General features: G+C 73.9%; 14 protein-coding genes, 2 tRNA genes and 1 pseudogene. 11 read left to right on the top strand and 6 right to left on the bottom strand.

Annotated elements, in window-relative coordinates:
- Positions 1-316: 316 nt before the first annotated feature.
- The 3 genes from ACFV1L_RS24555 to ACFV1L_RS24545 form a co-directional block, all read right to left on the bottom strand.
- Positions 317-571: a hypothetical protein gene (locus tag ACFV1L_RS24555; protein ID WP_380369269.1), complete on the bottom strand. Its 255-nt coding sequence runs from the start codon at positions 569-571 to the stop codon at positions 317-319.
- Positions 572-1097: 526 nt separating this feature from the next.
- Positions 1098-1691, bottom strand: coding sequence for a hypothetical protein (locus tag ACFV1L_RS24550; RefSeq protein ID WP_380369267.1), 594 nt, complete (start codon positions 1689-1691; stop codon positions 1098-1100).
- A 626-nt stretch (positions 1692-2317) separates the two neighbouring features.
- Positions 2318-2959 (bottom strand): C40 family peptidase, encoded by a 642-nt coding sequence (locus ACFV1L_RS24545; protein WP_380369264.1) that lies wholly within the window; start codon positions 2957-2959, stop codon positions 2318-2320.
- Positions 2960-4187: 1228 nt separating this feature from the next.
- Here ACFV1L_RS24545 and ACFV1L_RS24540 point away from each other — a divergent pair.
- Positions 4188-6182 carry a hypothetical protein gene (locus ACFV1L_RS24540; RefSeq protein WP_380369262.1) on the top strand — a complete coding sequence of 665 codons (1995 nt, stop codon included), beginning with the start codon at positions 4188-4190 and terminating at the stop codon, positions 6180-6182.
- Between the two features lie 126 nt (positions 6183-6308).
- Here the strand turns inward: ACFV1L_RS24540 and ACFV1L_RS24535 are convergent, their stop codons facing one another.
- Entirely contained in the window at positions 6309-7364 is a 1056-nt protein-coding gene (locus ACFV1L_RS24535) for a helix-turn-helix domain-containing protein (protein ID WP_380369259.1), read from the bottom strand.
- On the opposite strand from ACFV1L_RS24535, the pseudogene ACFV1L_RS24530 reads away from it, so the two are divergent.
- The 5 genes and pseudogenes from ACFV1L_RS24530 to ACFV1L_RS24510 form a co-directional block, all read left to right on the top strand.
- A pseudogene (locus ACFV1L_RS24530) lies at positions 7350-7607 on the top strand (hypothetical protein); the annotation flags it as partial. The gene ACFV1L_RS24535 and the pseudogene ACFV1L_RS24530 overlap by 15 nt on opposite strands.
- 338 nt (positions 7608-7945) lie before the next feature.
- Entirely contained in the window at positions 7946-8884 is a 939-nt protein-coding gene (locus ACFV1L_RS24525) for a hypothetical protein (RefSeq protein WP_380369256.1), read from the top strand.
- Between the two features lie 632 nt (positions 8885-9516).
- The gene (locus ACFV1L_RS24520) at positions 9517-10623 is read left to right on the top strand and encodes a serine hydrolase domain-containing protein (protein WP_380369342.1); all 1107 of its coding nucleotides are present in this window, start codon (positions 9517-9519) and stop codon (positions 10621-10623) included.
- Positions 10624-10705: 82 nt separating this feature from the next.
- Complete coding sequence (locus ACFV1L_RS24515; RefSeq protein WP_380369254.1) at positions 10706-11872, top strand: serine hydrolase domain-containing protein; 1167 nt, start codon at positions 10706-10708, stop codon at positions 11870-11872.
- A gap of 403 nt (positions 11873-12275) precedes the next feature.
- The gene (locus ACFV1L_RS24510; protein WP_380369253.1) at positions 12276-13580 is read left to right on the top strand and encodes a tetratricopeptide repeat protein; all 1305 of its coding nucleotides are present in this window, start codon (positions 12276-12278) and stop codon (positions 13578-13580) included.
- 114 nt (positions 13581-13694) lie between these two features.
- On the opposite strand, the gene ACFV1L_RS24505 is transcribed toward ACFV1L_RS24510, so the two are convergent.
- Positions 13695-15683 (bottom strand): SpoIIE family protein phosphatase, encoded by a 1989-nt coding sequence (locus ACFV1L_RS24505; protein ID WP_380369250.1) that lies wholly within the window; start codon positions 15681-15683, stop codon positions 13695-13697.
- A gap of 635 nt (positions 15684-16318) precedes the next feature.
- Here ACFV1L_RS24505 and ACFV1L_RS24500 point away from each other — a divergent pair.
- From ACFV1L_RS24500 to lepB, 5 genes are all read left to right on the top strand, one after another.
- The gene (locus tag ACFV1L_RS24500; RefSeq protein WP_380369247.1) at positions 16319-16924 is read left to right on the top strand and encodes a hypothetical protein; all 606 of its coding nucleotides are present in this window, start codon (positions 16319-16321) and stop codon (positions 16922-16924) included.
- Between the two features lie 274 nt (positions 16925-17198).
- A tRNA-Gln gene (locus ACFV1L_RS24495) sits at positions 17199-17274 on the top strand.
- Positions 17275-17473: 199 nt separating this feature from the next.
- A tRNA-Ser gene (locus ACFV1L_RS24490) sits at positions 17474-17558 on the top strand.
- Between the two features lie 346 nt (positions 17559-17904).
- Positions 17905-19527 (top strand): amidohydrolase, encoded by a 1623-nt coding sequence (locus ACFV1L_RS24485; RefSeq protein WP_380369245.1) that lies wholly within the window; start codon positions 17905-17907, stop codon positions 19525-19527.
- A 187-nt stretch (positions 19528-19714) separates the two neighbouring features.
- Complete coding sequence (gene lepB / locus ACFV1L_RS24480) at positions 19715-20737, top strand: signal peptidase I (RefSeq protein ID WP_380369242.1); 1023 nt, start codon at positions 19715-19717, stop codon at positions 20735-20737.
- Between the two features lie 301 nt (positions 20738-21038).
- Here lepB and ACFV1L_RS24475 read toward each other — a convergent pair whose 3' ends face one another.
- On the bottom strand, positions 21039-21461 hold the full coding sequence (locus tag ACFV1L_RS24475) for a hypothetical protein (protein ID WP_380369240.1): 423 nt from the start codon (positions 21459-21461) through the stop codon (positions 21039-21041).
- Positions 21462-22500 lie beyond the last annotated feature (1039 nt).

The raw sequence follows: 22500 nt of genomic DNA, 5'->3' as shown, positions 1-22500 counted from the left end.
GGGTGCGGGTGCTGCACGTCGAGTTCTTCCCGCCGAAGGCACGGGTGTGACCTTGGGGGGTGTCCGGGGGTGTCTCGTGGGACGCGGGGGACGACGGCCCGGACGGTCCGCGAAAGCTGCTCGCCGGTGGCTGAGTCGGGCTGCCACCACCGGGCCGTGGCGACGCTGTTCCTGATGGCACCAGCTGCAAGCCGGGGCCACCGGCACGACGGACCGGGTGCCGTCGGCTCGGGCGGCGTAGGCCGTGCCGGCCCACGGAGGGGTGAGCCAGTGCTGTGCGGCGACGCGCCGGCGTGCCACGCGGAACTCCGTGGGCTCAGACCAGCCCGTGTTCGGCTGCCCACCCGATGATGGCAACGAAGGCCTGATCGAGACTGTTGGCGCGGCCCAGACGCACGCCGTCACCGTCACCGCTCCGCCCGTATGCGCCCCACCCGCCGGCGTAGTTGATGGCCCATCCGATGGCCATGAACCCGTCGTGGTAGGCGGGATGCCACAAGAAGATCGTCTCTTCTCCGGATTCGACTTCTCTGGTGGTCCGATAGCCGGCCCGAGACAGTTCCTTCTGCATCTTCCGCGACGGCTCTGTCACATCTCCCCCTGAGTAGACAAGCGATCCCAGATTAGGCGCTCGATGCGAGCCGGGAAAGAGAACGCCCTTCGCTTCATGACTACGCCTCAGCCTGCCGGTGCCGGCGCGAGCAACGGGACACCCGGCTCCCTGACCACTCCGTGCGGCAGCTCCCGGGTCGAGAGCAGTGGCAGGAGCGGTTCGTGCACCGGGCAAGCACCAGTCGTCTCCGTCCGTGGGGGTCGTGGTGAGGTGGCGTGAAGGAGGTCGGACAGCCACCCAGCGGGCGGAACCGCTCGGGTCGCTGTTCGAGGCGTTCCTGACGCCGGCGAATACCGGCGGTATTCACCGTGCACCGCTGCTCAGGGAAGTGCCCCCGGCACGGGGCGGGCCCTCGGTGCCGGACCCCGCGTCGGCTGATCGGCGACCGAATAGTGCGCGAACTCGTCCGCCGTGGCCTACCCGTGGGCCCTGCCACGGAACGGGGCGATCACGACAGGCAGCCTTGCCGTACGGGCCATGCGGGTCACGGGTGGATGTGGGAGTGCCAGTAGAGGGCGATGTCCAGGTCTCGGGCGGTCCAGGTGGCGGGTTGGGGGCCGGTGGCGAGCAGGTGGTCGAGCAGCGCGATGTAGCGCGCGTAGCGGCCGGGGGAGTTGGTGAGGTGCAGGCCGATCCGATGCAGGCTGCGGTGGGTGTGACGGTCATAGACAGCCATGCGGCTGGGGGCCGCGGCGGTGAGTAGCGCGGAGGCAAGGGCGTCTCCGTGCCCGAAACCGGGAAGGGAGGTCAGCGCCCTCCGCCCATTGCGGGCGGCCGTGCTGCGGTCGACCGAGGTGTCGTGTACGGCGGCCACCGCTTCGCCGGTGATCGCGCGTACCTCGGCGTCGGACAGAGCCATGAGGTCACCGACCCAGGATGCGTCGGCGCGCAGCCGCTTCCACAGCAGCAGCGCGCCGATGTCGGCCTTGCCGATGGTGCCGTTGGCCCGGACGCGGTCGGTGATCTCGTGCAGGACCTGGTCGTAGTACTGGCTGACGGCAATCGAATAGGCGCCTCTGGCGGCGATGAGCTCCGCCCAGGCATCGGCATCCGGCGCGGAGGTGGTGGTCGCGGTCACGGGTGTCATCTTGGCCGGTCCTGCCGACGGCAATGTGCTGAAGGAGGAGACTGCCTGCGTTCACGTGCTCCGGCCGGCCTGGCGCCCGTCGGCGGACGGTACCTGTCGGAGACGTTCACCTGCGGCCGGTAGCCTGGGCGGACCGCGGACGTTTCGACAACCCGGGCGTCGTCACCGGGATAGATCCACCTGGTGGACGCCGTCTCAAGGCGGCGCTCAGATCCAGGCCCGCGGCCCCGTGCCGGTTCGAGTCCGGCGGCGGCGACGGTTCGGCCCGTGGGACTCCCCGCTGGCCGGGGCAGACCCGTCGACGGCGAGGCGACCGCCCAGCCGCTGCGCAGGCGAGAACCGGGCCCAGCCCAGGCCGATCTCCCGATTGACGCCCCGTCTGGCGGACCCAGGGGCGGCCTTCTCGACGGCCTGCTGCAGTTCGTTGTGGGGCATGGTCGACCGGTTGGGCGGTCTCGTACTCGGTGGCCTGTTCTACAGCTGCATTGCCTCCGGCTCGGCTGTCCGGGCTCCTTCCGGCTCGACGTGGTGGTCCTGGTCCGAGACGGCCGCCAGGGGCTCATGGCCGAACAGCGGAGCGGAGCCGGTGCCCCCGCGAAAGCTTCGGTGCGCACAGGTCATGCCGCAGGGTGCCGGTAGGTGGTGACGCGGCCGGGTGAGGGCAGGGGAGCGGTGGTGACGGGCTTGCCGCGGCCGGGGGCGTGGATGACCTGGCCGTCGCCGATGTACAGCTGGACGTGGGCGCCGCCGTTGGTGATCACCAAGTCGCCGGGGACGAGGCGGTCGCGGCCGGTGGCGGTACCGGTGGTGCGCATCGCCCAGGTGGTGCGGGGCAGGGTCAGGCCGGCGGCCTGCCAGGCGCGCAGGACCAGGCCGGAGCAGTCGAACGCGGCCGGGCCGGTACCGCCCCAGGCATAGGGCTTGCCGAGCTGTGCGCGGGCGTAGGCGACGACCGCCTCGGCACCGGAGCTGCTGGTGGTCCCGGGGTGCTCGGGGTCGCCGCCGGCCGGGGTGCTCGGGGCCGGATCCGTTTCCTCGGCCGTCGGCTTCTCGCCCTTCTCGGCCTCCGGCTGTTCGGTCCTCTCCTCGCCCGCGGGGGCGGCGGGGACGCGCAGGGTGGTGCCGGCGTAGATGAGGATGGAGTCGCCGAGGCCGTTGAGTTCCTGGAGGGCCTGGACGGTGGTGCGGTGGAGCTGGGCGAGGTGCCACAGGGTGTCGCCCCACCGCAGCACCACCTCGCGGGTCCCGGTCTTCGGCACTGCCGGCGGCGGGGTCGTACCGGTGGGGTCCGGCTCGCCGGGCGCGACCGGAGCCGGTGCCGGAGCCGGTGCCGGAGCCGCGGCCGTCGGCTCCGAGGACGCCGACGGCGCGGGCACCGGGCTGGCCGGAGCGGAGGGGGCGGCCACCGGACCGGCCGGCACCGAAGGGGCGGCCGCAGCGGCCGGGAGCTGCGCGGCGGTACGGGTCTTCGGGGTGTCCCGCAGGAGGTCGGCGGCACCGGCCAGGACCGCGCAGACAACGGCGAGCACGGCCGGCGCGACCCACCACCGCACGCCCCGCCCGGGGCCGATCCCACGTCGCGGGGAGGAGAGCCTGCGCACCGGTGGCAGCTCTACCACCGCCGGACCGGCACCGGTCGGCCCGCTGCCCCTCGGCCGGGGGGCCAGGCTCGTCCGGGCCGAGGGCCGGCTCGGCGCCACCCCCACGCCGCGGATCGTGCCGAGGCGCACGCTCGCGTCCGGGACCGGGAACTGACCCGCCGTCATCCCGCCGGCGATCCCCGCCACCAGGTGACCCCGTGACACGAGGTGGGCCGCCGGACCGAACTGCTGCTCCCACCAGAGCCGCTCCGCGATCTCGGCCCACTCCTCCTCCGCGCCCTCCACCGGGCCTCGCCGCGCCACCGCGGTCTCCTCTCGCTTCCGTTCGGCCGCGGGTGCGGCCCCTGCCGGAAGGCTCTCGGGCGTGCGGGGTGTCCGGCCAGGCTTCAGGGCGTCCCGGACTGTCCGGACCCGTCCGACAGCCACTCCTGCTGACGGAAGGTCAGCCCCACGAGCCTGCCGGAGGCTCCCCGGCCGGCCGGGTGCGGCCAGGTGAACAGCGCCCTCGCGGGAGCCGTCCCCGGCCGGGCGGATCGGACGGGCAGCTCTCGGCTCCCCGCCGACCCGACTCACCCCGGACACCCCGCACTCCGTGGCTGCGCCCGTCGGCGGACCGACGGACGAGAACGGCTGTGAGCTGGGCGGACATCGCCGGACAGTCCGGGACGGCGGACCTGGTTGCCGGACGCCGCGGCGGGTGGCGAGGCTCTTGGCCACCGCCCGAACCGCTCGCCCGGCGCCGCAACGAACGCCGCCGGCCGAGCGCGGGCCGGATCGTCGGGCAACCCCGTGCCGAACCCCTCCCGCCAGCCCCCGGCTGCGGGCTGCCGGGGACGGGGCCGTGGCCGGCCGGTCCCTCAGCCCACCCGTCCGAAGGAGACGACTCGTGACCAACCCCGTGGGGGCGCTGCGCCCCACCTCGGCGGAGGAATCCGTGATGAAGGAACCCGTCGACCGGCCGGCCGTGAACTGGTCGCGCAAGGCGGTGCTGTCAGCGGCGGCCGTGGCGGTGGCAGCGGGCGCCGCCGTGGCGCTCCCGGCCTCCGCCGCCACGGCCGCCCCGCTCAACCCCAGCACCGGGCCCGCGAGCCGGCCGGACCCGTCGGGAAAGCCGACGCTGACCCAGCGGGCCTGGGAAGCCGTCCGCTTCGCGGTCGGCGAGACGCTCGACCAGAGCGACCCGAACTACCGCGCCAAGCTGCGCCTGCAGCACGTGATGAAGACCGGCCTGGAGCGGATGAAGACGGACAACACCACCCCGGTCCCCGCAGACGTGCTCACCGCGCTGCGGGCGTACACCGGCTACCGGGCGGAGTGGAAGACCTCCCTGCCGGGATCGGAGAAGGAACTCGCCGCCAGCCGGAAGAAGCTCGCCAAGGCGCAGCGGAAGCTGCAGGACTCGGAGCTGTCCGGCAGGAAGCGGGAGAAGGCGGAGGAAGCGGTGAGGAAGGCCGAGACCCGGGCCCGCGAGGCGGAGGCCCGGTACGACAAGGCGCTGAAGGCGAACACGCACGATCCGCTGGCGATGGTGCGGAACCTCGAGACGAAGAAGGCCCAGCTGGCCAAGGAGCTGAAGGGGGCGACGAAGGGTACGGCCGCGTACAAGAAGCTCGACAAGAGCCTGACCGCCACCACGCAGCAACTGGCCGACGCCAAGCGCGTGTTCGGCGGGCCTCACGGGCCCGAGGGCGACGCCGACGGAACGACGAGCGGACGCAAGCCCAGCGACCCGCCCAAGACGCCGCCCGGCAGCACGTCCAAGTCCCCCGGTCCCACGAAGACGCCGCCGGGCAGCACGTCCAAGACGCCCGGTCCCACGAAGACGCCGCCCGGCAGCACGTCCACGTCCTCGACAGGCAAGCCGGCCACCGCCACGGCCGAGAAGCCCGCCACCACCGCCAAGACCCCGGCCACCACGACGGGCAAGACCCGTACCGGCACCGCGGTGAAGCCGCCGACGACGGTGAAGGCGCCCACCGGTGTGGCCCAGCGGCCCGGGGTGACGACCGTCGCGCCGCCGCTCACCGGAAAGCTCCCGACGGGCACCCGCACGCCGCGTGTCGGCGGCCGAGGCATGGGCCTCGCGCCCGTGTTCGCCGACCTGGCCACCCAGGCGACCCTCGACCACTACGAGCGGGAGCACCAGGAGCTGCTGGAGAAGGCCTACAAGGACCCGGCGCTGCGCAAGCGGATCCTGGACGACTACCACCAGATGAAGGGCGCGAACCCGATCGAGACGCTCAAGCGCGGCTTCGACGGTTCCAAGGGCTTCACCCAGGGCGCGTCGGCGGCCATCGGCCCGGCGCTGGAGGCCTATCAGAAAGCCCTGGACGCCAAGGCGAAGGAGCAGGCGAAGGCGGACGCCGCCGACCGGGAGTGGCAGCGCAAGGCCAAGCAGGCGGCCGCCCGCGCGCAGGCCCAGGGCGCCGACAAGCAGCACGGGTCGGCGGGGAAGGCGAAGACCAAGAACGGCAAGGCGTCCGACGACAAGAGCGGCAGGGCCGCCGAGAACGGCGCCGAGGGGAAGAAGGACAAGGCCCCCACCGGCTCCGACCAGCACGGGGAGGCGACCGGGAAGACCAGGAAGGACAAGCCCGCCACCGGTAAGGACGAGCACGCCGGGCCGGGAGCGAAGGACACGAAGAGCAAGACGGACACCGGCCAGGACCACCAGGGCGCGGGCGGCGGCAAGGGCGTCCCCCCGAAGCCGGGCGACGCCAAGGGCGGCGGGAAGAAGCCGGCCGGCACCCAGAAGAAGGACACGGCCAACGACCGGGCCGCCGAAAAGAAGGACAAGCCCGCCGGAAAGGACAAGCCCGCCGGAAAGGACAAGGCCACGGACAGGAAGGCCCCGACCAAGAGCCCGAAGCGGACCGCGTAGCCACGCCGGCACGGCCGAGGCCGGAACACCGGAACCGGGGTGGGCGCCACATCGGCGCCCACCCCGTCGGGCCCGTGTCCCGGGCGGGCTACGGGTCCGGGCATCGGGGCGGTCGGAAGCGCCGGGTCAGAAGCAGGGGTCGCGGGCCTCCGATCCGCCGCACTCCTCGGGGAACGTGGGATACGGGTCGCGGGAGGAGGACGGCGTGGAGGACGAGGACGGCCTGAAGGTCCACCCGTTGGAGGTGGGGCCCGGACCGGGCCAGGGCAGGTTCGGTTCCGGGTCGGTGGTGACGGTCGGCGGGGAGGTGCGCTTCGTCGGGGGCGGCGTCGCGGCGGGGGCAGTCTTGGCGGGCGGAGGAGCCGCGGGCGGCCCGGACGATGCGGCCCGGGCGGGAGACGTGCCGGCGCTGCCGCTCTCGGCGGAGCTGGGCGGCGGGGACGCGGCTCCCGACGCCGGGGTGGCGACGTCGGACGGCGCGGCGGTCACCGGGTCGGGCGGGGAGTGGCCGTCGCGGTGCTCGGGGGCGAAGGCGAGCACGGCGGCAGCGATGACCAGCACGACCGCGATCGCGGAGACCACCACGGAGCGCCGCCAGAGCCCCTGTCCCTCCTTCGGGCCGTCTTCGGCCGCCCTCCGCCGCGGCCGAAGACCGGCGATGACGGCCGACCGTGCGCGCTCACGGCTCACCAGTTCCCGGCCGGCCGGTCCCCCGTCCGGGACGGCGGCCCCGGGCACGCCGCCCGGAACACCGGGGGCGGCAAGGGAGTTGCCCGGGGGATCGTCTGCGCCGGGCATGGTCGGCACGGCGGTGTCGGCGGCTTCGGGCGCCGCCCCGTCGCCGGCCTGGGCGGGGAGCGGTTCGGCGGCGACGGCGAGGCGCCGGCGGGCTTCCAGCCACGCGGCGGCATCAGCCCCGGTGAGGCCGCAGGCGTGGACGAACGCGGCGAGCAGATCCTCGCGGGGAAGGTCCTTGCGCGCGAGCGCCCCGGAGAGCGTGGCCCTCGGCAGGATGTGACCGGCCGCGGCGGCGCGCTTCTCCAACTCCCGGTAGGAGAGGCCGGCCCACTGGCGTAACTGCCGCATCACCGCGACGAACTGCTCGGCACTGCCGGCGTCGTCGGGCCGTGGTCTCCCCGACGACGCCGGTGCCGCCTCCATCGATGATTGACGTTGCGTCATGACGGGCAGCGTAGAGGGAACATCTTCGCCCGGGGGGAGTGTCAGCCGGACCAGCACCGGCGTTGCGGCCCGGCTCGTCATCGTCGGGCGTACGGCGGCAAGCGCACCCGGCCCGGCGCCAAGCCCCCACCGCATCGCCGTACTCGGCCGGCCTCCCCGCACTCGCTGCCCGGCGGCCCGGTCGAGGAGAAGGACGGCGAAGACCCGATCGATGCGCTGCGCCGGGAGTTCATCGAGGAGTTCGGCCTCGGCCTGGCGGTAATGCCCGCTGTGCTTCGTGCAGGGACCAGGAGGCCGAGCGGCCGTGAGAGGCGGGCTGTTCCGGCGCCGGCATCCGGTCCACGCGGCCCGCTCGCCCGCCGCCCGCCTCGCCGGCCGGCGGAACCCTCGGCGGTGGCCGCTGTCGGCGAGCGGCTCCTTCGGCACCAGGCCCCGGCCGCCCGGGTCGGGGCCTGGACAGCCGAGGCCCGTGCACGGTCCGCCTGCGCGGGAGGAGGAGGGCGGTCGCGCACCGGTCCGCCGCGCCGGGCCGGAACGGCGGGCGGCCGCTGTTCGAGGCGCCGCGGTGAGAGGCTGTTCTCGTGCAGGATCGCCCCGTCGACGACCCAGAGTCCGCGCTGTCCCGCCACGTGCTGCGCGCGGCCATGGCCGACCCCGGCCACCTGCCCGAGCTGCTGGCCAACTTCGCCGTCGACCACCTGGGGCGGCGCGCCGCCACCTCGGTCGCCCGCGCACGCCGGGAGCACCCCGGGGCGGACGAGGCCGAACTGTCCGCCATGGTGATCACTCGGGGACGGCGGGTCAGCCAGAGCGAGGGAACCTTCGTGGGCGGCCCGTTCATGGTGCTCGTCCCGTTCGCGTTCTGCACCGCGCTGCTCACCCAGAGCCGGATGATGCTGGAGCTCGCGGCGGTGGCGGGGCGGGATCCCACCGAGGGAGCGCGGGCGGCGGAGCTGCTGGTGATCCAGGGCGTGTACCCGGACGAGGAGCAGGCCGCCGCCGCGCTGGAGGCCGCCGCAGCGGCCCGGCCCGGCACCGCCCCCGGCCGCATCACCGCCCTGTGGACGGTGGTGAAGCGGATGGCCCGCCTACTCGGAGTGGTGACGCCCAGGCAGCGGCCGGTGCCGGGCGCCGTCCGCGTCGGACAGTGGGCCCTGCTCGCCGTGGTGTTCCTCGTCGGCCTGGTCGCCCCGCTGGTCTGGCTGCCCTACCTCGGCCACTCCTACCACCGGGCGGGTCAAGAACTCGGCGAGCGGGCCCGGGCCCACTACCAGGGCGGGCACACCGCACGGCCGGCCCAGCCGGACCGGGCCCGGCGGGTACAGCCCGGTCAGGTCGCCTCCGTTCTCAGGACACTGCTGTCGCTTCTGCTGCCGGCCGCCGCGGTGGTCCTCGTCATCGCCACCGACGCCACACTCGCCGGCAGCCGGTACCCGCTGCTCGCGGTCGTGCTGGTCACGCTGTCCGTCCTGGTCGGCACGCTCTGGTACCTGCGGCACCGGCACCGGTCGGACACCTGAGCCGCTGCCCGGACCGGATCGAACCGCCTTCGCCGAGCGTCCAGCAGAGCGGCGACGTGCTGTTCTGGGCCCGGCGACCGGACGGGCCCGCCGGACGATGCGGGGCGTCGGAGCGGGCGTTGGACGAGCGGCTCCGGGCTTCCGGGCTGACCGGCGGCGACAGCGGCGGCGAACGCGTCAGCCGAAGTGGAGGCCGCCCTGGGTGGTGCCGGTCCGGATGACAGGACCGCGGACGCCGCCTCCGCCGGTGGCGTTCGGTGGAGCTCCGCTCCGTAGCGTGCCCCGCCGCTTCGATCAGGGCACGCAGCTCGCCCACCGCGGCCGGACCCTCGCGAGCAAGAGCAGGAGCAGCAGCACTTCTGGATGCCGGCCCGGGCCCTTGTGGTGGGTGGCCGGTGCGGTCGGGGAGCCGTACGGCCCCCGGAGCACGGTCCCGGGGCCGACGTCGGACCGGAGCACGTTCCCGGTGCGATCTCGTGCCCTGTGCGGACGGATTGACGGAACGTCAGATGGTCCTCTTGGAGGGCGTCGGGAACAGCTCCGGCGCCCTACTCCGAGGAGAGCTTCCCGTGAACGGAAACGCACCGCGGCACCACCGCCCGAACCGTCCCCACCGCCTGCGCCGGCGCGCGATGGCGGCAACCGTGACCGCCGTGGCCGCCGCCGCGGCGGCCGGCGTGCTGGCGCCGGCCGCGGCGTCCGCGGCACCGCGCCCCGACGCCGTGCAGCAGCGCCTCGACGCACTGGTCCGGGAGGACCGGGTGCCCGCCGCGCTGGCCACCGTGAAGGGCCGCGACGGCCGCAGCCGCGCCTACACCGCCGGCGTCGGCGACCTGGCGACCGGGGCCAAGGCGCCGGTCGACGGCCGGATACGGATCGGCAGCAACACCAAGGCGTTCACCTCGGTCGTCGTCCTGCAACTGGTCGGCGAGGGCAGGGTCGGTCTGGACGCGAGCGTGGACACCTACCTGCCCTGCCTGGTGCGCGGCGACGGCATCGACGGCCGGAACATCACGGTCCGTCAGCTGCTCCAGCACACCAGCGGCCTGCCCGAGTACGTGGACACCGAGGGCGTGCTCGCCCACCCCGACCGGTACTACGAGCCGCGGGAGCTCCTGGATGCCGCGCTGGCGCAGAAGGCCCACTTCGCGCCCGGCACCCGGTGGGAGTACAACAACACCAACTACCTGCTGGCGGGCCTGATCGTCCAGAAGGTCACCGGCCGCCCGCTCGGCGAGGAGATCACCCAGCGCGTCGTCGACCGGGCCGGCCTGCGCCGCACCTACTTCCCCGCCCCCGGGGACATGACGATCCACGGCGCCCACCCCCAGGGATACGTGCGTGCGGCGGACGGGTCGCTGCGCGACTACACCGAGCTGGACCCGTCCTGGGGCTGGGCGGCCGGCGCGATGGTGTCGACCACCACCGATCTCACCCGGTTCTACGAGGCGCTGCTCGGCGGCCGTCTGCTGCCCGCCGCCCAGCTCGCCCAGATGCGCACCACCGTCCCCGCCGAGGCACTCGGTCCCGGCGTCCGCTACGGCCTCGGCCTGGTGAGTCGCCCGCTCTCCTGCGGCGGGCTCTCCTGGGGACACGGCGGGGCGCTCCCGGGCTACGAGACCTTCGGCGGCACCACCGACGACGGCCGCTCCGCGAGCATCGCCGTGACCGCGTTCCCGGACGACGAGAACATCGGCAAGCACGCGGACCGGGCGGTGGACGAGGCGCTCTGCCGCTGACCGTCCCGGGCGGTCGGCGCCGTCCCCCGGCACCGGCCGCCCCCCCTTCGAGCCCCCTCGCCCTCCCGGAAGCAGAGCCCCGATGAAGACACCCGCCCAGCAGGGCACGACACGCCGCCGCATCCGCACGGTGCGGCACGCCATGGCGGCCACGGCCGCCGCCGGACTCGCCCTGACCACCCTCGTCCCGGCCGCGGCGTCCGCGGCACCGCGCCCCGACGCCGTGCAGCAGCGCCTCGACGCACTGGTCCGGGAGGACGGCATGCCCGCCGCCCTGGCCACCGTGAAGGGCCGCGACGGCCGCAGCCGCACCTACACCGCCGGCGTCGGCGACCTGGCGACCGGGGCCAAGGCACCGGTCGACGGCCAGATCCGGGCCGGCAGCAACACCAAGGCGTTCACCTCGGTCGTCGTCCTGCAACTGGTCGGCGAGGGCAGGGTCGGTCTGGACGCGAGCGTGGACACCTACCTGCCCGGCCTGGTGCGCGGCGACGGCATCGACGGCCGGAACATCACGGTCCGTCAACTGCTCCAGCACACCAGCGGCCTGCCCGACTACCTGGACGCCCCCGCGCTGGCCGACTTCACCGCCATCCAGCACCGCTACTTCGAGCCGCGCGAACTCCTCGACGGGGCGCTCGCCCAGAAAGCGCTGTTCGCCCCCGGCACCGACTGGATGTACAGCAACACCAACTACCTGGTGGCCGGTCTGCTGATCCAGAAGGTCACCGGCCGCCCCTACGGCGAGGAGGTCACCAAGCGCGTCATCGACCGGATCGGTCTGCGCCACACCTACGTCCCGGCCACCGGGGAAACCGCCCTGCGCGAACCGCACCCGCACGGCTACCTGAGCACCGGCCCGGACGCCCCACCGGTCGACTACACCGAGATGGACTCGTCGATGGCCTGGTCCGCAGGTGCGGTCGCGTCCACCAACACCGACCTCAACACCTTCTACGAAGCGCTCCTGACAGGCCGTCTGCTGCCAGCCGCCCAGCTCGCCCAGATGCGCACCACCGTCCCCGCCGAACTCCTGGGCCGCGGCGTCCGCTACGGCCTGGGGATCCAGAGCAGGCCACTGACCTGCGGCGGCCTCGCCTGGGGCCACGGCGGCACCATCCCGGGCTTCCGGACCCGAGGAGGCGTCACCGAGGACGGCCGCGCCGCCACCATCACCGTCACCACCGTCCCGGACGCGACCACCGCCCAGCACCTGACCGACGCGGTCGACACGGCCCTCTGCCGCTGACCCCGACCGGGGGCCGCCGCGTCAGGCCCTCAAGACGCCCCGGGCCGTCTCGTGGCACCCCGTTCCTGACGAGCGTGCCCGCCGGGGAGATGGCCGAACGGCCGTGGCAGGCGCGCGACGTCACCTCCACGGCGCTCCGACCCCGGTCCGGGGCGGGCCGTCCCAGGTCGAACTCGCCTGTCAATCGGTCAGGACCGCCTGCCGACGGTCATCCGATGTCCCGTCTCACCGAAGTCCGGCGAGCCCGGGCGAAGTTCGACCGACCGGTGTTCGTCCCGGCGAAGCCTGGCCGCCGTTGTCCGGTACGTGCTGTCGGGGGCGGCGACTAGGGTGCGGGGCCATGGACGCTGCCGATCTTGATTACCGGGCCCGGACCTTGTCGGGCTGCATTCCCTCATCCCTGGTGACCCGGCTCGTGGAGCTCGGACACGAGCGGGAGGTGGAGTTCCAGGCCGGGCGCGGGGAGTGGTTCTGCGCGCGGGAGTGGGCACGGCTGCTCGGCGACCGGCAGCAGTACGAGCAGGCGCTCCAGGTGCTTGCCCCGTACATCGCGACGGGCTGGTGGCCGGCCGCCCGGGCCCGGGCCGAGTTGCTGGAGGACTGGGGGAGGGCGCAGGAGGCGATCGAGCTGTCCCGCCCCTGCACCCAGACCGGCGACCGGCTGGTCCTGGACTTCGTCGCGCGCCTGCTGGCCCGCCACGGCCGGGCCGCCGAGGCGCTCGCGCTGCTGCGGCCCGGCGTCGAGGACTGGTTCCTCGCCCAGGCACTGGTCGACGTTGCCGACGCCGCAGGCCGGGACGAGGACGTCGCGGCGCTGCTGGAAGCACGGATCGAAGCCGCGGTCCCGGCCTGCGACGACCCCGACTGCCGCCGGCTCCGCCTGGAACCGTCCAACGCCTTCGACCTGCTCGCCACCGTCCGGGAACGCCAGGGCCGCATCGACGAGGCGATCGCCCTGCTGCGCCGCCGGGAGATCACGTCGGTCAACGGCCGGGACGCGCTGGCCGACCTGCTGGCCAGGCACGGACGGATCGGGGAACTGCGCGCGTACGCCGACTCCGAGTACCACGGGCACGCCGCACAGAGTCTGGCCGAAGTGCTGGAGGAGCGCGGCGACGCGGAGGGAGCGATCGCCGTCTACCGGACCTTCGCCGAAAAGCCCCACGGCAGGTGGCGCGTTGCCCACCTGCTGTCCCGGCTCCTGGTGCGGCACGGTCGCGTCGACGAGGCGATCGCAGTGCTGCACGCTCTGACGGACACCCCGGGCAGCGCGGACGGCTGCGCCGTCGACGCGCTGTGCAGCCTGTACGCCGAGCACGGCCGCGCTCGGGAGGCGCTGGCCCACCTCGACGCCCTCAAGGAGCGGCGCGACGGTGAGGAGGAGTGGGACTTCTTCCAGATCCGGCTGCGGCTCATGGCCGACTGCGGCCTGCTCGACGAAGCGGTCGAACAGGCCCGGACGCACCCCGAAGGAGACACCTGGTACGCGGCCTGGTCCCTCTCGCACCTGCTCGCCGAGGCCGGCCGCACCGAGGAGGCCGTCGCGGTCCTCGAGCAGCACCCCGGTGACAACGACACGGTCCTGGCCGACCACCTCATCGCCCTCGGCCGCATCGAGGAGGCCGTCCACCTCCTCCAAGCCCGGCCGAGCAACGCCCCGGATCCCGATCCCTCGGGCGGCACCTACTCCGACGAACCCCCGTTCTGACGCCGATCCGCACCCCTGCGGGTTGAGACCGGATCGGGGGCCGTTGAGACCAGGACGTCCCGCAGAGCTCCTCGGTCCGGAACTCGGTCTCCGCTGCGCGATCGGCGTGCGGCGTCAGCCGGTCGGGTCGGTACGGAAGGCGATCATGGCGACGTCATCGCGGGCGTCGGAGAGGCTCTGCAGGTGGCCGAGCAGGTCCGGGAGGGATTCGCCGCGGTGACGGGCGGCGGCTTGCAGGAGACGCCGCTGTCCCGTGTCGAGGGACGAGGCGGGGGTCTCGATGAGGCCGTCGGTGTAGTACAGGAGGGTGTCGCCGGGGGCGAGGGCGGCCGTGTGGGTGGTGCGGTGGATTCCGGGGTCGACGCACAGCGGGGGGTCCTCGCCGGTGCCGGTGAGGAAACGAGGCGTTCCCTCGGCGGGGACGAGCAGGGGCGGCGGGTGTCCGGCGTTGGACCACGCCATCCACCAGGTGCCGTCGCTCCGCTGCCGCAGATGGGTGTGGACGGCCGTGGCGAACGAGGCGATGGCCAGCCCGTCGGCGGCGTCGTCGAGCATGGCCAGGACTGCCCCGGGCTCGGATCCGGGCCCCATGTTCCAGGCCAGGCCGCGGCACATGCTGCGCAGCTGGCCCATCGCGGTCGCCGCGGCGAGGTCGTGGCCGGCGACGTCACCGATGTCCAGGGCCAGGGTGCCGTCGCGGTGGACGATGGCGTCGTACCAGTCGCCGCCGATCTCGTGGGCCGAGCTGGCCGGTTGGTAGCAGGCGGCCAGCGACGCGCCGGGCACGGCCGGCGGCTCGATGAGGTGCGAGCGCTGGAGACGCAGGGCGATGCGACGGGCGCGCTGCAGGTCGAGCACGCGGTGGATCGGCCGCTGTGCGAGGTGGAGGACCTCGCGCAGCAGTTCCACGTCGCGCGGGCCGGGCACCGGAGTGTCGCCGTTGGTGCTCGTGGCGGCGTAGCCGAGGACCGTGCCCTCGACGACCAGCGGGACGAGCGTCAGGCTGGTGGCGCCCGCAGCGATCAGCCAGCGCTCGGTGACGGCCGGCAGCAGGCCGTCGGGCAGCCGTCCGGCGGGGATGAGGCGGAAGGTACGCGGGCCGCGGCCCTCCAGCAGCTCCCGCACCGCGTCCGTGACGACCACGCTCTCGCCGCGAAGGGTCGGCGCGGCCGGTAGTCCCGGGCGGACCTCGGAGGCGACCCGCCGGGCCGTGACCGTCGTATTCCGCGGTAGCGGCCACTCCTCGTGGGAGAGCAGCAGGATCACGCAGCAGTCGGCGAGTTCGGGCACGACCGTCCTGGCGACCACGGCGAAGACCTCATCCAGACTGCCGGCGGCGACCTCCGCCACCCGGGCGAGAACACGTTCGTGCAGCGTGGCGCGCCACGTCTCCTCGACATCGACCGTCGCGGCGACCCACTCCTCGGCCCGGCCGTGACGCAGGACGGGCACGCAGCGGGTCGACATGTGGTGGTAGGAGCCGTCGGCGGTCCGCACCCGGAAGGTGCCCTCCACCACCCCCGGAGGCGCCTGGGCGGCGGCGGCGCGCCAGGCCCGGCCGAGCGCCTCCCGGTCACGCGGGTGGATGTACGCGTACCAGTCCTCGTCGGTACCGCCGTGCCAGCGCTCTCCGGTCAGCTCCTGCCAACCCGGGACGACCTCCTCCGCGGAGCCGTCCGCATGCAGGACCCACACCATCTGCGACACGGCCGACACCAGGGCCTGATACCGCTCGAGCGCCAGCGTCTCGGCCGTGGTGTCCAGCGCCACCACCATGACGCCGGGCCGGCCGGACAGCGTGACGGGCGTGCAGGAGTACACGAAGTACCTGGCCTGCTCCACAGCGCCCGGATCGGGTTCGCGCGACTCCGCCATCCGGCGAGGCCGGCCCGTGGCGACGACGTCGTCCAGCACGGTCATGAACTCCGCGGCGTCCGGTTCGGCGAACGCCTCCCTGGCGGGCAACCCCAGAGGCCGCGCGCCGAGCAGCCTGCAGGAGGCCGCGTTCTGGTAGACCAGCCGGTGTTCGGGGCCGGCGAACAGAGCGACCGCCGCCACCGTCTCGTCGAACAGCTTCGGATCCAGAAAGGTCCCCGGGCTCACGATCGACGTCTTCCCGCCCACGCCGACACCCACGCCTGCCGACGACTCCTTCGCCGGGCCGGCGTCGTCACCGCGTCACCCCGTCCACTGCCGGCGCCGAGCACCTCCCCATCCTCCCGCCTCGATGCGAGGCGCAGCGCGCACGCCACGCTGACGATCCCGCTTCGCCGGCCGCCGGACCGCCTGCCCCCGATGCCGACGGAGACGGCTGGCGCGGGTACGACGACGCAGTACCCCCATCTCGACCACCCTGGCCTATTGGGCCCCGCCGCCCCGGCCGACCGGCTCCGGGGGAGGGGTGGGAGACAGCGCGTAGCGGTCACGGCTCAGACAGGTGGGCCCGGGCGACGGCGATCGCCCGGGCGAGGAGCGGTGCGGCGTCGGCCGGCTCGAGCAGCGTGTCGCGCCGCCCGGTCAGGCAGTGGTGGAAGACTCCCGCAAGCGTGGCAGTTCCGCGAACGGCTCGCCCTGCACGTCCTGCCGCACCACACTCGGGAATGCGGCCTTCGCCTCAAGTCCCGTACGCCTTGGGCAGGTTAAGGATCATGGGAGGGCCGGACCGCCGACCGGCGGACAGCCGGATCGTGTGCCCGTCGGCCCTTCCGTCGATGGGGGAGCGGGCCTAACGTACCGTCATGAGCCGGGTGAGGATCGACCGTTCGAATCCCGACGTGGTCGACGTGGTGCTGCGGGAGGGGGCCGGGCCGCTCGGGTTTGCGGTCCGGCGTTGGGCCGAGGGGGCGTTCGGTTCGCTCGTGATCGGCGTGGTCTGTGGAATCCCGGTCTACCTGGGGCTGGCGTCGTACGGTGCGGGGGCCGGCCGGATCTGGGCCGCCGTCGGCGCGGCCGCTCTGCTCGGGCTGGTCGTCACCGCGGTCGCGGACGCCCGCGGCGCGTACCGGGACGCGCGCCGGCTGCGCTTCTCGCCCGCCGCCGCCCCCGACACCCTGACCGTCCTGCGGGCCACGCGTACGGACCCGCCGAGGCCGCTCACCGACGTCCGGCAGATCTGGCTGGAGCACTCCCTGGTGGAGTCGTACCGGGACGACGGGAAACCGCCGTCCGCCCGCCTCACCCTGTTCGTCCTGCTCGCCGACGGCCGCCTGCTCCGCCCCACCACGCTGCCGCCGTTCAGCACCGACACCGAGGCCCTCCACCGCGAACTGGAACAGCTGCTCGCCCCGGCCGGCGTCCAGGTCGACCTGGTCGTCAAGCGCACCCGGCGGTCGTACCTGTCCTGAGGCCTCCGCACGGTCCCGTCCGGCGCTGTGCCGTACGGGGCCGTAGGTCGGGGGAAAGCCCGTTGCCCGCGGTCGGGCTTCTGCCGCAGAGTTTCGACGTCAACCCGGCATCAGCCGGCGGGGAGGGACGCGAGATGAGCAGCAGCCGGTCGTATCGGCGTTCTTCAAGTTCCCGGCAGGGAGTTCCCTCCTCGCGGTGACGGGCCCGCCGGCGCCTCGCCGCCCGCGGGGGTTTCCCCGTCCGGGCGGTCTTCCTGTCTGCCGCCCTCCCGCAGCGCCGGACGGTGCAACCGGCGACACGCCTGACCCTGGATCAGGAAGGTCGGGGTTCGAACCCTCGGCCGGCAGCGGAGCACCAGGAGAGTCGGCCGAGCGGCAAGGCAGCGGCTTGCTGAGCCGTCATCGGGCAAGAGCCCGCGCGCGTTCGGGCCGGGCACTCCCCGCGACGGACGCAGTTCCTGGAGGAGCCGGCCGACAGGCGGCGCCGGCCTCGGTCTCGGTCTCGACAACCGCGGGGGTGCGGGTTCGACCCCCTGCTTCCTCCGCCGAGGGCGAGCTGGGCACTGGAGCGCCCAAGGGCCTGGAGAGCCCCCGCTTCGGCTGTGCCGGTCCGAGAGTCCGGCCTCGCCCACCAGAACCTGATCTCCCGGCCCGCGGGTGCACCGCGGTGCGCTCCGACAGCCCGGGGCAGCGGTTGATCTCGCGTCAGGAGGCGCGGGCCGAGGCGGAGGAGGGCGGCCACGATCCGGCGATCCGTCTCGTCGAGCGGGCGGCGCACGAGCTGCACGGCGGGTCGCAACCATGGCGTACGTCCTGCGCGTTGGGTCGCCAAATGCGGGTGAAACCGCTTCCTGGCCCCTATAACGGTCTGGTCGGCGCAGGTGCGGAACAGCGGCGGACCGGTCGCCGCCCCGGCAGGTCCGGCAGGTCCGGCCCGTGGCCCTGCGATCGAGAACGTCGCGTGGATACGGGAGAAGACCATGACGGAACACGGTGCCGATCTGCTGATCCGGGCCGCGGCGATCCACACGCTGCTGCCCGGCCAGGAACCCCAGCGAGCGGTGGCCGTGCGGGGCGATCGCATCGCCGCCCTCTCCCCGGACCCGACCGGTCTCGACCACTTGGTGACCGCGCGCACCACGGTCCACGACCTGCCCGAGGCCACTGTCCTGCCGGCCTTCGACGACACCCACACCCACCTGATCTTCGCCGGGCTCGGCGCGCACGACGTCCCCGTCCACCAGGCCCGCACCATCCCCGAGTTCCTGGAGCTGATCCGGCAACGGGCGGCCGTCACGCCCGAGGGCCAGTGGATCCGGACCACCACCAACTGGCAGGAGCTCAACCTGGCGGAGCGGCGCATGCCCACCGCCGCCGAACTCGACCGGGCCACCGACCGCCACCCCGTCCTGGTCAAGCGCGGCGGCCACAACGACGTCGTCAACACTCACGCGCTGCGCCTGGCGGACATCACCGAGGACACCCCCGCTCCGCCCGGCGGCGTGATCGGGCGCGACGCCGACGGTCGGCTCAACGGCCGGCTGATCGACAACGCCATGGGCCTGGTCGAACGGCTCGTCCCCGCGGCCGACCGGGCCCAGCGCATCGACGGGCTTCGGCTGGCGAGCAGCCAGTACGCCGCCACGGGAATCGGCACCGTCCGCGACTGCGCGGTCTCCCTCGACGACTACGCCGTCCTGCTCGCCGCCCGCGACGCCGGCGCGCTCAGCACCCGGGTCCGCGCGCTGATCTCGGCCCTCGGCCTGACCGACGCGGCGCAGGTGGAGGACCTGCTCGACGCCATGGAGGACCGGCGCTACAGCGCCGACCCGTGGCTGCGGGTGTGGGGGGTGAAGTTCGGCCTCGACGGCGGCCTGGAGGCCGGAGCCACCGAAGAGCCCTACGCCTGCGACCACGGCTTCTCCGGCACGCTCACCTGGGAGCCCGACGCACTCGTCGAGGCCGTCGAGGCCGTGGTCCGCCGCGGCTGGCGGGTCGGCACCCACGCCTACGGCGACCGCGCGGTGCGCATCCTCCTCGACGTCTACGAACGTGTCCTCCAGCGCGTTCCCGGCCTGCCCGCCGGCACCCTCGTCATGGAACACGGCGGCCTGGCCGGCCCCGACCAGCGCGCCCGCGCCGTCGCCCTGGGCGTCCCCGTCACCATCCAGCAGCCGCTGCTGCACGACACCGCCGAGGTCGAGCGGGAGTTCTGGGGTCCCGAGCGCGTCGCCGCGCTCTTCCCCGCCCGGGGCTGGCTCGACCAGGGCGCACTGGTCACCGCCGGATCCGACTTTCCCGTCGGCCAGTTCGGCGCCATGCGCTCGGTGTGGGGCATGACCACCCGCCAGACCGTCATCGGGGTCCAAGGACCCCAGCACGCCATCACCTACGACGAGGCCGTCGCCCTGCACACCGCCAACGCCGCCCGCCTGCTCGGCGAGGACCACCTGCGCGGCGCCCTCACCCCCGGCCGCCTCGCCGACCTCACCATCTGGGCCCAGGACCCCGCCCGCAGCCCTGCCGAGGACCTGCGTGACCTCAACCCCACCCACACCCTCCTCGGCGGCCTGCCCGTCCATCACCCCGAACCGGCCCACTGACGTCCGCCGGGTGAAGCAGGCCCCGGCGGGGTCGGTTCTCGCCGGCCTCCTGTCGCACAGGGCTGCCCCCGACGTCGGAGCAGATCCCTCCGACTCCTGAGCCGCGGGGAACTCCCGCTCGTTGTGCATGTGGTGGGCCGCCTGCGGTGTGGACGGGGCGGGCAGCGGCGGGGAGTGAGGAGTCGGCGTGGGGGATGTGGCGGTTGGCGCGCGGTCCGGCAGCGGCGGCGAGGAGCACCGCGGGCTCCCGGCGGACGTGGCGGCGCCCGCCGCGGACGGCGCCGTGACCTCCGGGTACGGGCGCGCGAGGGCCGAGGACGGCACGGTGACGGAGCACGACCGGAGCGGTGAGCGGGCCCCCGGCAAGAAGCCGGAGAAGAGGAAGCCGCGGTCGTTCTGGAAGGAACTGCCGGTCCTGGTCGCCGTCGCCCTGGTGCTGGCACTCGTGATCAAGACGTTCCTCGTCCAGGCGTTCTCCATCCCGTCCGACTCGATGCAGAACACCCTGCAGCGCGGGGACCGGGTGCTGGTCGACAAGCTGACCCCGTGGTTCGGCTCGGAGCCCGGCCGGGGCGAGGTCGTCGTCTTCCACGACCCGGACGACTGGCTGGGTGGCGAGCCGGCGGCCAAGTCCAACGCGCTGCAGACGGCGCTCGGCTGGGTCGGCCTGATGCCGTCCGCCGGGGAGAAGGACCTGATCAAACGCGTGATCGGCGTCGGCGGCGACACCGTCGAGTGCAAGGGCACCGGCCCGCTGACGGTCAACGGCAAGGCGCTGAACGAGCCGTACGTCTACCCCGGCAACACCCCGTGCAGCCAGGACGGCCAGGGCGGTCAGTTCAAGGTCACGGTGCCCGAGGGCTTCATCTGGGTCATGGGCGACCACCGGCAGGACTCCTGGGACTCGCGCTACCACCAGGCCGACAAGAACCACGGCATGGTCCCGGTCGAGGAGGTCGTGGGCCGCGCCATGGTGCGGGCCTGGCCGGTCGACCGCTGGGGCACCCTGCCCGTCCCGGACACCTTCGACCAGCAGGGCATCGGACAGCAGCCCGCGGCGGCCGGCGCGCTGACGGCGGCCCCCGCCGGCGTGGCCCTCACCGCCGCCGTGCCGCTGGTGATCCGGCGGCGCCGGCGGACACCGAAGGCGGAAACCGGCACCGGCACCGGCACGCCCACCACGCCCACCACGGTGATCGGGAGCCGCTGACCGCTGACGCCGGCCCTCCGGTGGCGTCCGCCTCCGCTCTGGCGTTCGGGACCGCGCGGCGGCCGTAGCCGACCGGGCGTCTCGGGGAGCCGGCGGGATGGCGCCGGTGGTATTTGGGCGTGGAGGCGATGACCGGTCCTGGGCCGGGCGGGGTCCGTCTCGGCCGCCGGAGTCCGACCGCTTCCGCGTCAAAGGCCGGCGGCGCCGACAACGCCTGCCAACTCGTCAGCCGACTCAGTGGTCAGACGGTAGAACCCCTGAAGGCTGACGGAGCGTCCGAGGCGCCCGTCCACCACGTACTTCAGCTTGCGGGTCTGATTGCGGCGGTTCGCCAGCTGAGCCGTCCCAGGAGGTCGCCGGGTATCGGCGCAGCGAAGTCCACCGGCGTGACGTCCACGTGCACCGGCGCCGCACCGCAGCCGTCGGCGCCCAGCATCCACCAGTCGCCGTGGCCGCGACGGGCCGGCTCGCGCCACGTCGCGGGAGCGCCACCGCAGCAGTCACGCCGTTCCATGCCGAGCACCCGCATCCGACTCACCACGAAGACCTCGCACCGGTCCACGTGCAGCGCGTACACCGCGTCGCCAGCACGAGCACCCGACCAGGCCGGAAGAGAGGAGCGAACCCCGCTGAAGGCGACCGGCGGCCGCTCACCCACGAGCCCCGCTTCGCGCAACGCGCGGCACGTGTCATGGCTCCGCAAGACGGTGAAGGCATCACACATGCCGTGACCGTAGGAACGAGGACCGACAACCTCCCCCCGTCACACCTCGTCGAGACGGGCCAGCCGTGCCCTGGCCCGCGCCCTCGCCGTCCTGCTGCGCCCGGCCCCCGGCCCCCGGCCCCGTCGGGCCTCTGGTTCCTGGCTGCGCTTTCCGGGCGGCGTTCGGTGCGGCCGTCTCGATGGAAAGGGCAGAAGCCCCGGTGGAACGCGAGTCTGTGGCTTGTTCTGACTGGGGGTCAGTCGGTGTCGCCGGCCGTTCACGAGGATGGCGTGCGGGGGGGGAGTGGTGGGTGTCACCGGGGTGTGGATGTGTCGTGGCATCAGAAGACGCTGCCCGGTGACATCGGGATGCAGATCTCTGGGCCGGCCGCCGGCACGCAGAACCCGGGCCCCCGGGACCCCGGGCTCCCGGGCCCCTGGGTGTCGGGTGTTCAATAGCGGCGTGGTGGACCGGACACGCATACGCGACAGCAGATTCGAGGTCGATCGCGTCCCCGCGCTCCTGGCACGGCTGGCACGCCGGGACGAAGCGGATGCGTGGCAGGAACTGCACTGGCGGCTCGTCCTTGAGGGCGATCCGGTCTTCCCGGCCGGCATCGCCGCTCTGCCGCAGCTGGTCCGCCTCGCGCCGCGCAGCGCGCAGGCGCGCGCGTTGGCGGGGCGGATCCTTGAGCGGGCGGCCGCGACCCACGGCTGCGACGACCTGCCGGCCGACTGCGCAGGCACGATCAGGGAGTTCGGCGAGGTACTTGACCGGCACCTGCGGTCGCGGCCGGCCGGCCGGGTGGGGGTGGCCGTGGCGGGGTGTGGGGAACTGTGCTGTGGTGGTCGGGGTGCGGGCGAGGGTGACGGTTTCGGGGTAGGTGACGGCGTCGCGGGCCAGGAGTGTCCAGGAGCTGGTCACGGGCTGGATACCGGGGTTGGCGTGTTGGAGGAGTCGTCGGCGGCCGGCCAGCCGTGGCGCCGAGAGCAGAAGCCCCTCCCGCAACGAGCCGTGCTCTTCCAACTCGTCCAGCAGCGTACGGCAGGCTTCCGGCCG

The sequence above is a fragment of the Kitasatospora sp. NPDC059646 genome (genome assembly GCF_042734615.1).
GTDB lineage: Bacteria > Actinomycetota > Actinomycetes > Streptomycetales > Streptomycetaceae > Kitasatospora.
Note: the sequence above shows the minus strand (reverse complement) of the source record. Positions and strands in the feature narration are given on the sequence as shown.

Excerpts from the sequence above, each read along its gene's own strand:
- ACFV1L_RS24515 (WP_380369254.1), top strand. The coding sequence starts at position 10,706 with ATGAAGACACCCGCCCAGCAGGGCACGACACGCCGCCGCATCCGCACG.
- ACFV1L_RS24485 (WP_380369245.1), top strand. The coding sequence starts at position 17,905 with ATGACGGAACACGGTGCCGATCTGCTGATCCGGGCCGCGGCGATCCAC.
- ACFV1L_RS24535 (WP_380369259.1), bottom strand. The coding sequence starts at position 7,364 with ATGACGCAACGTCAATCATCGATGGAGGCGGCACCGGCGTCGTCGGGG.
- ACFV1L_RS24555 (WP_380369269.1), bottom strand. The coding sequence starts at position 571 with ATGCAGAAGGAACTGTCTCGGGCCGGCTATCGGACCACCAGAGAAGTC.
- ACFV1L_RS24520 (WP_380369342.1), top strand. The coding sequence starts at position 9,517 with ATGGCGGCAACCGTGACCGCCGTGGCCGCCGCCGCGGCGGCCGGCGTG.
- ACFV1L_RS24500 (WP_380369247.1), top strand. The coding sequence starts at position 16,319 with ATGAGCCGGGTGAGGATCGACCGTTCGAATCCCGACGTGGTCGACGTG.
- ACFV1L_RS24475 (WP_380369240.1), bottom strand. The coding sequence starts at position 21,461 with ATGTGTGATGCCTTCACCGTCTTGCGGAGCCATGACACGTGCCGCGCG.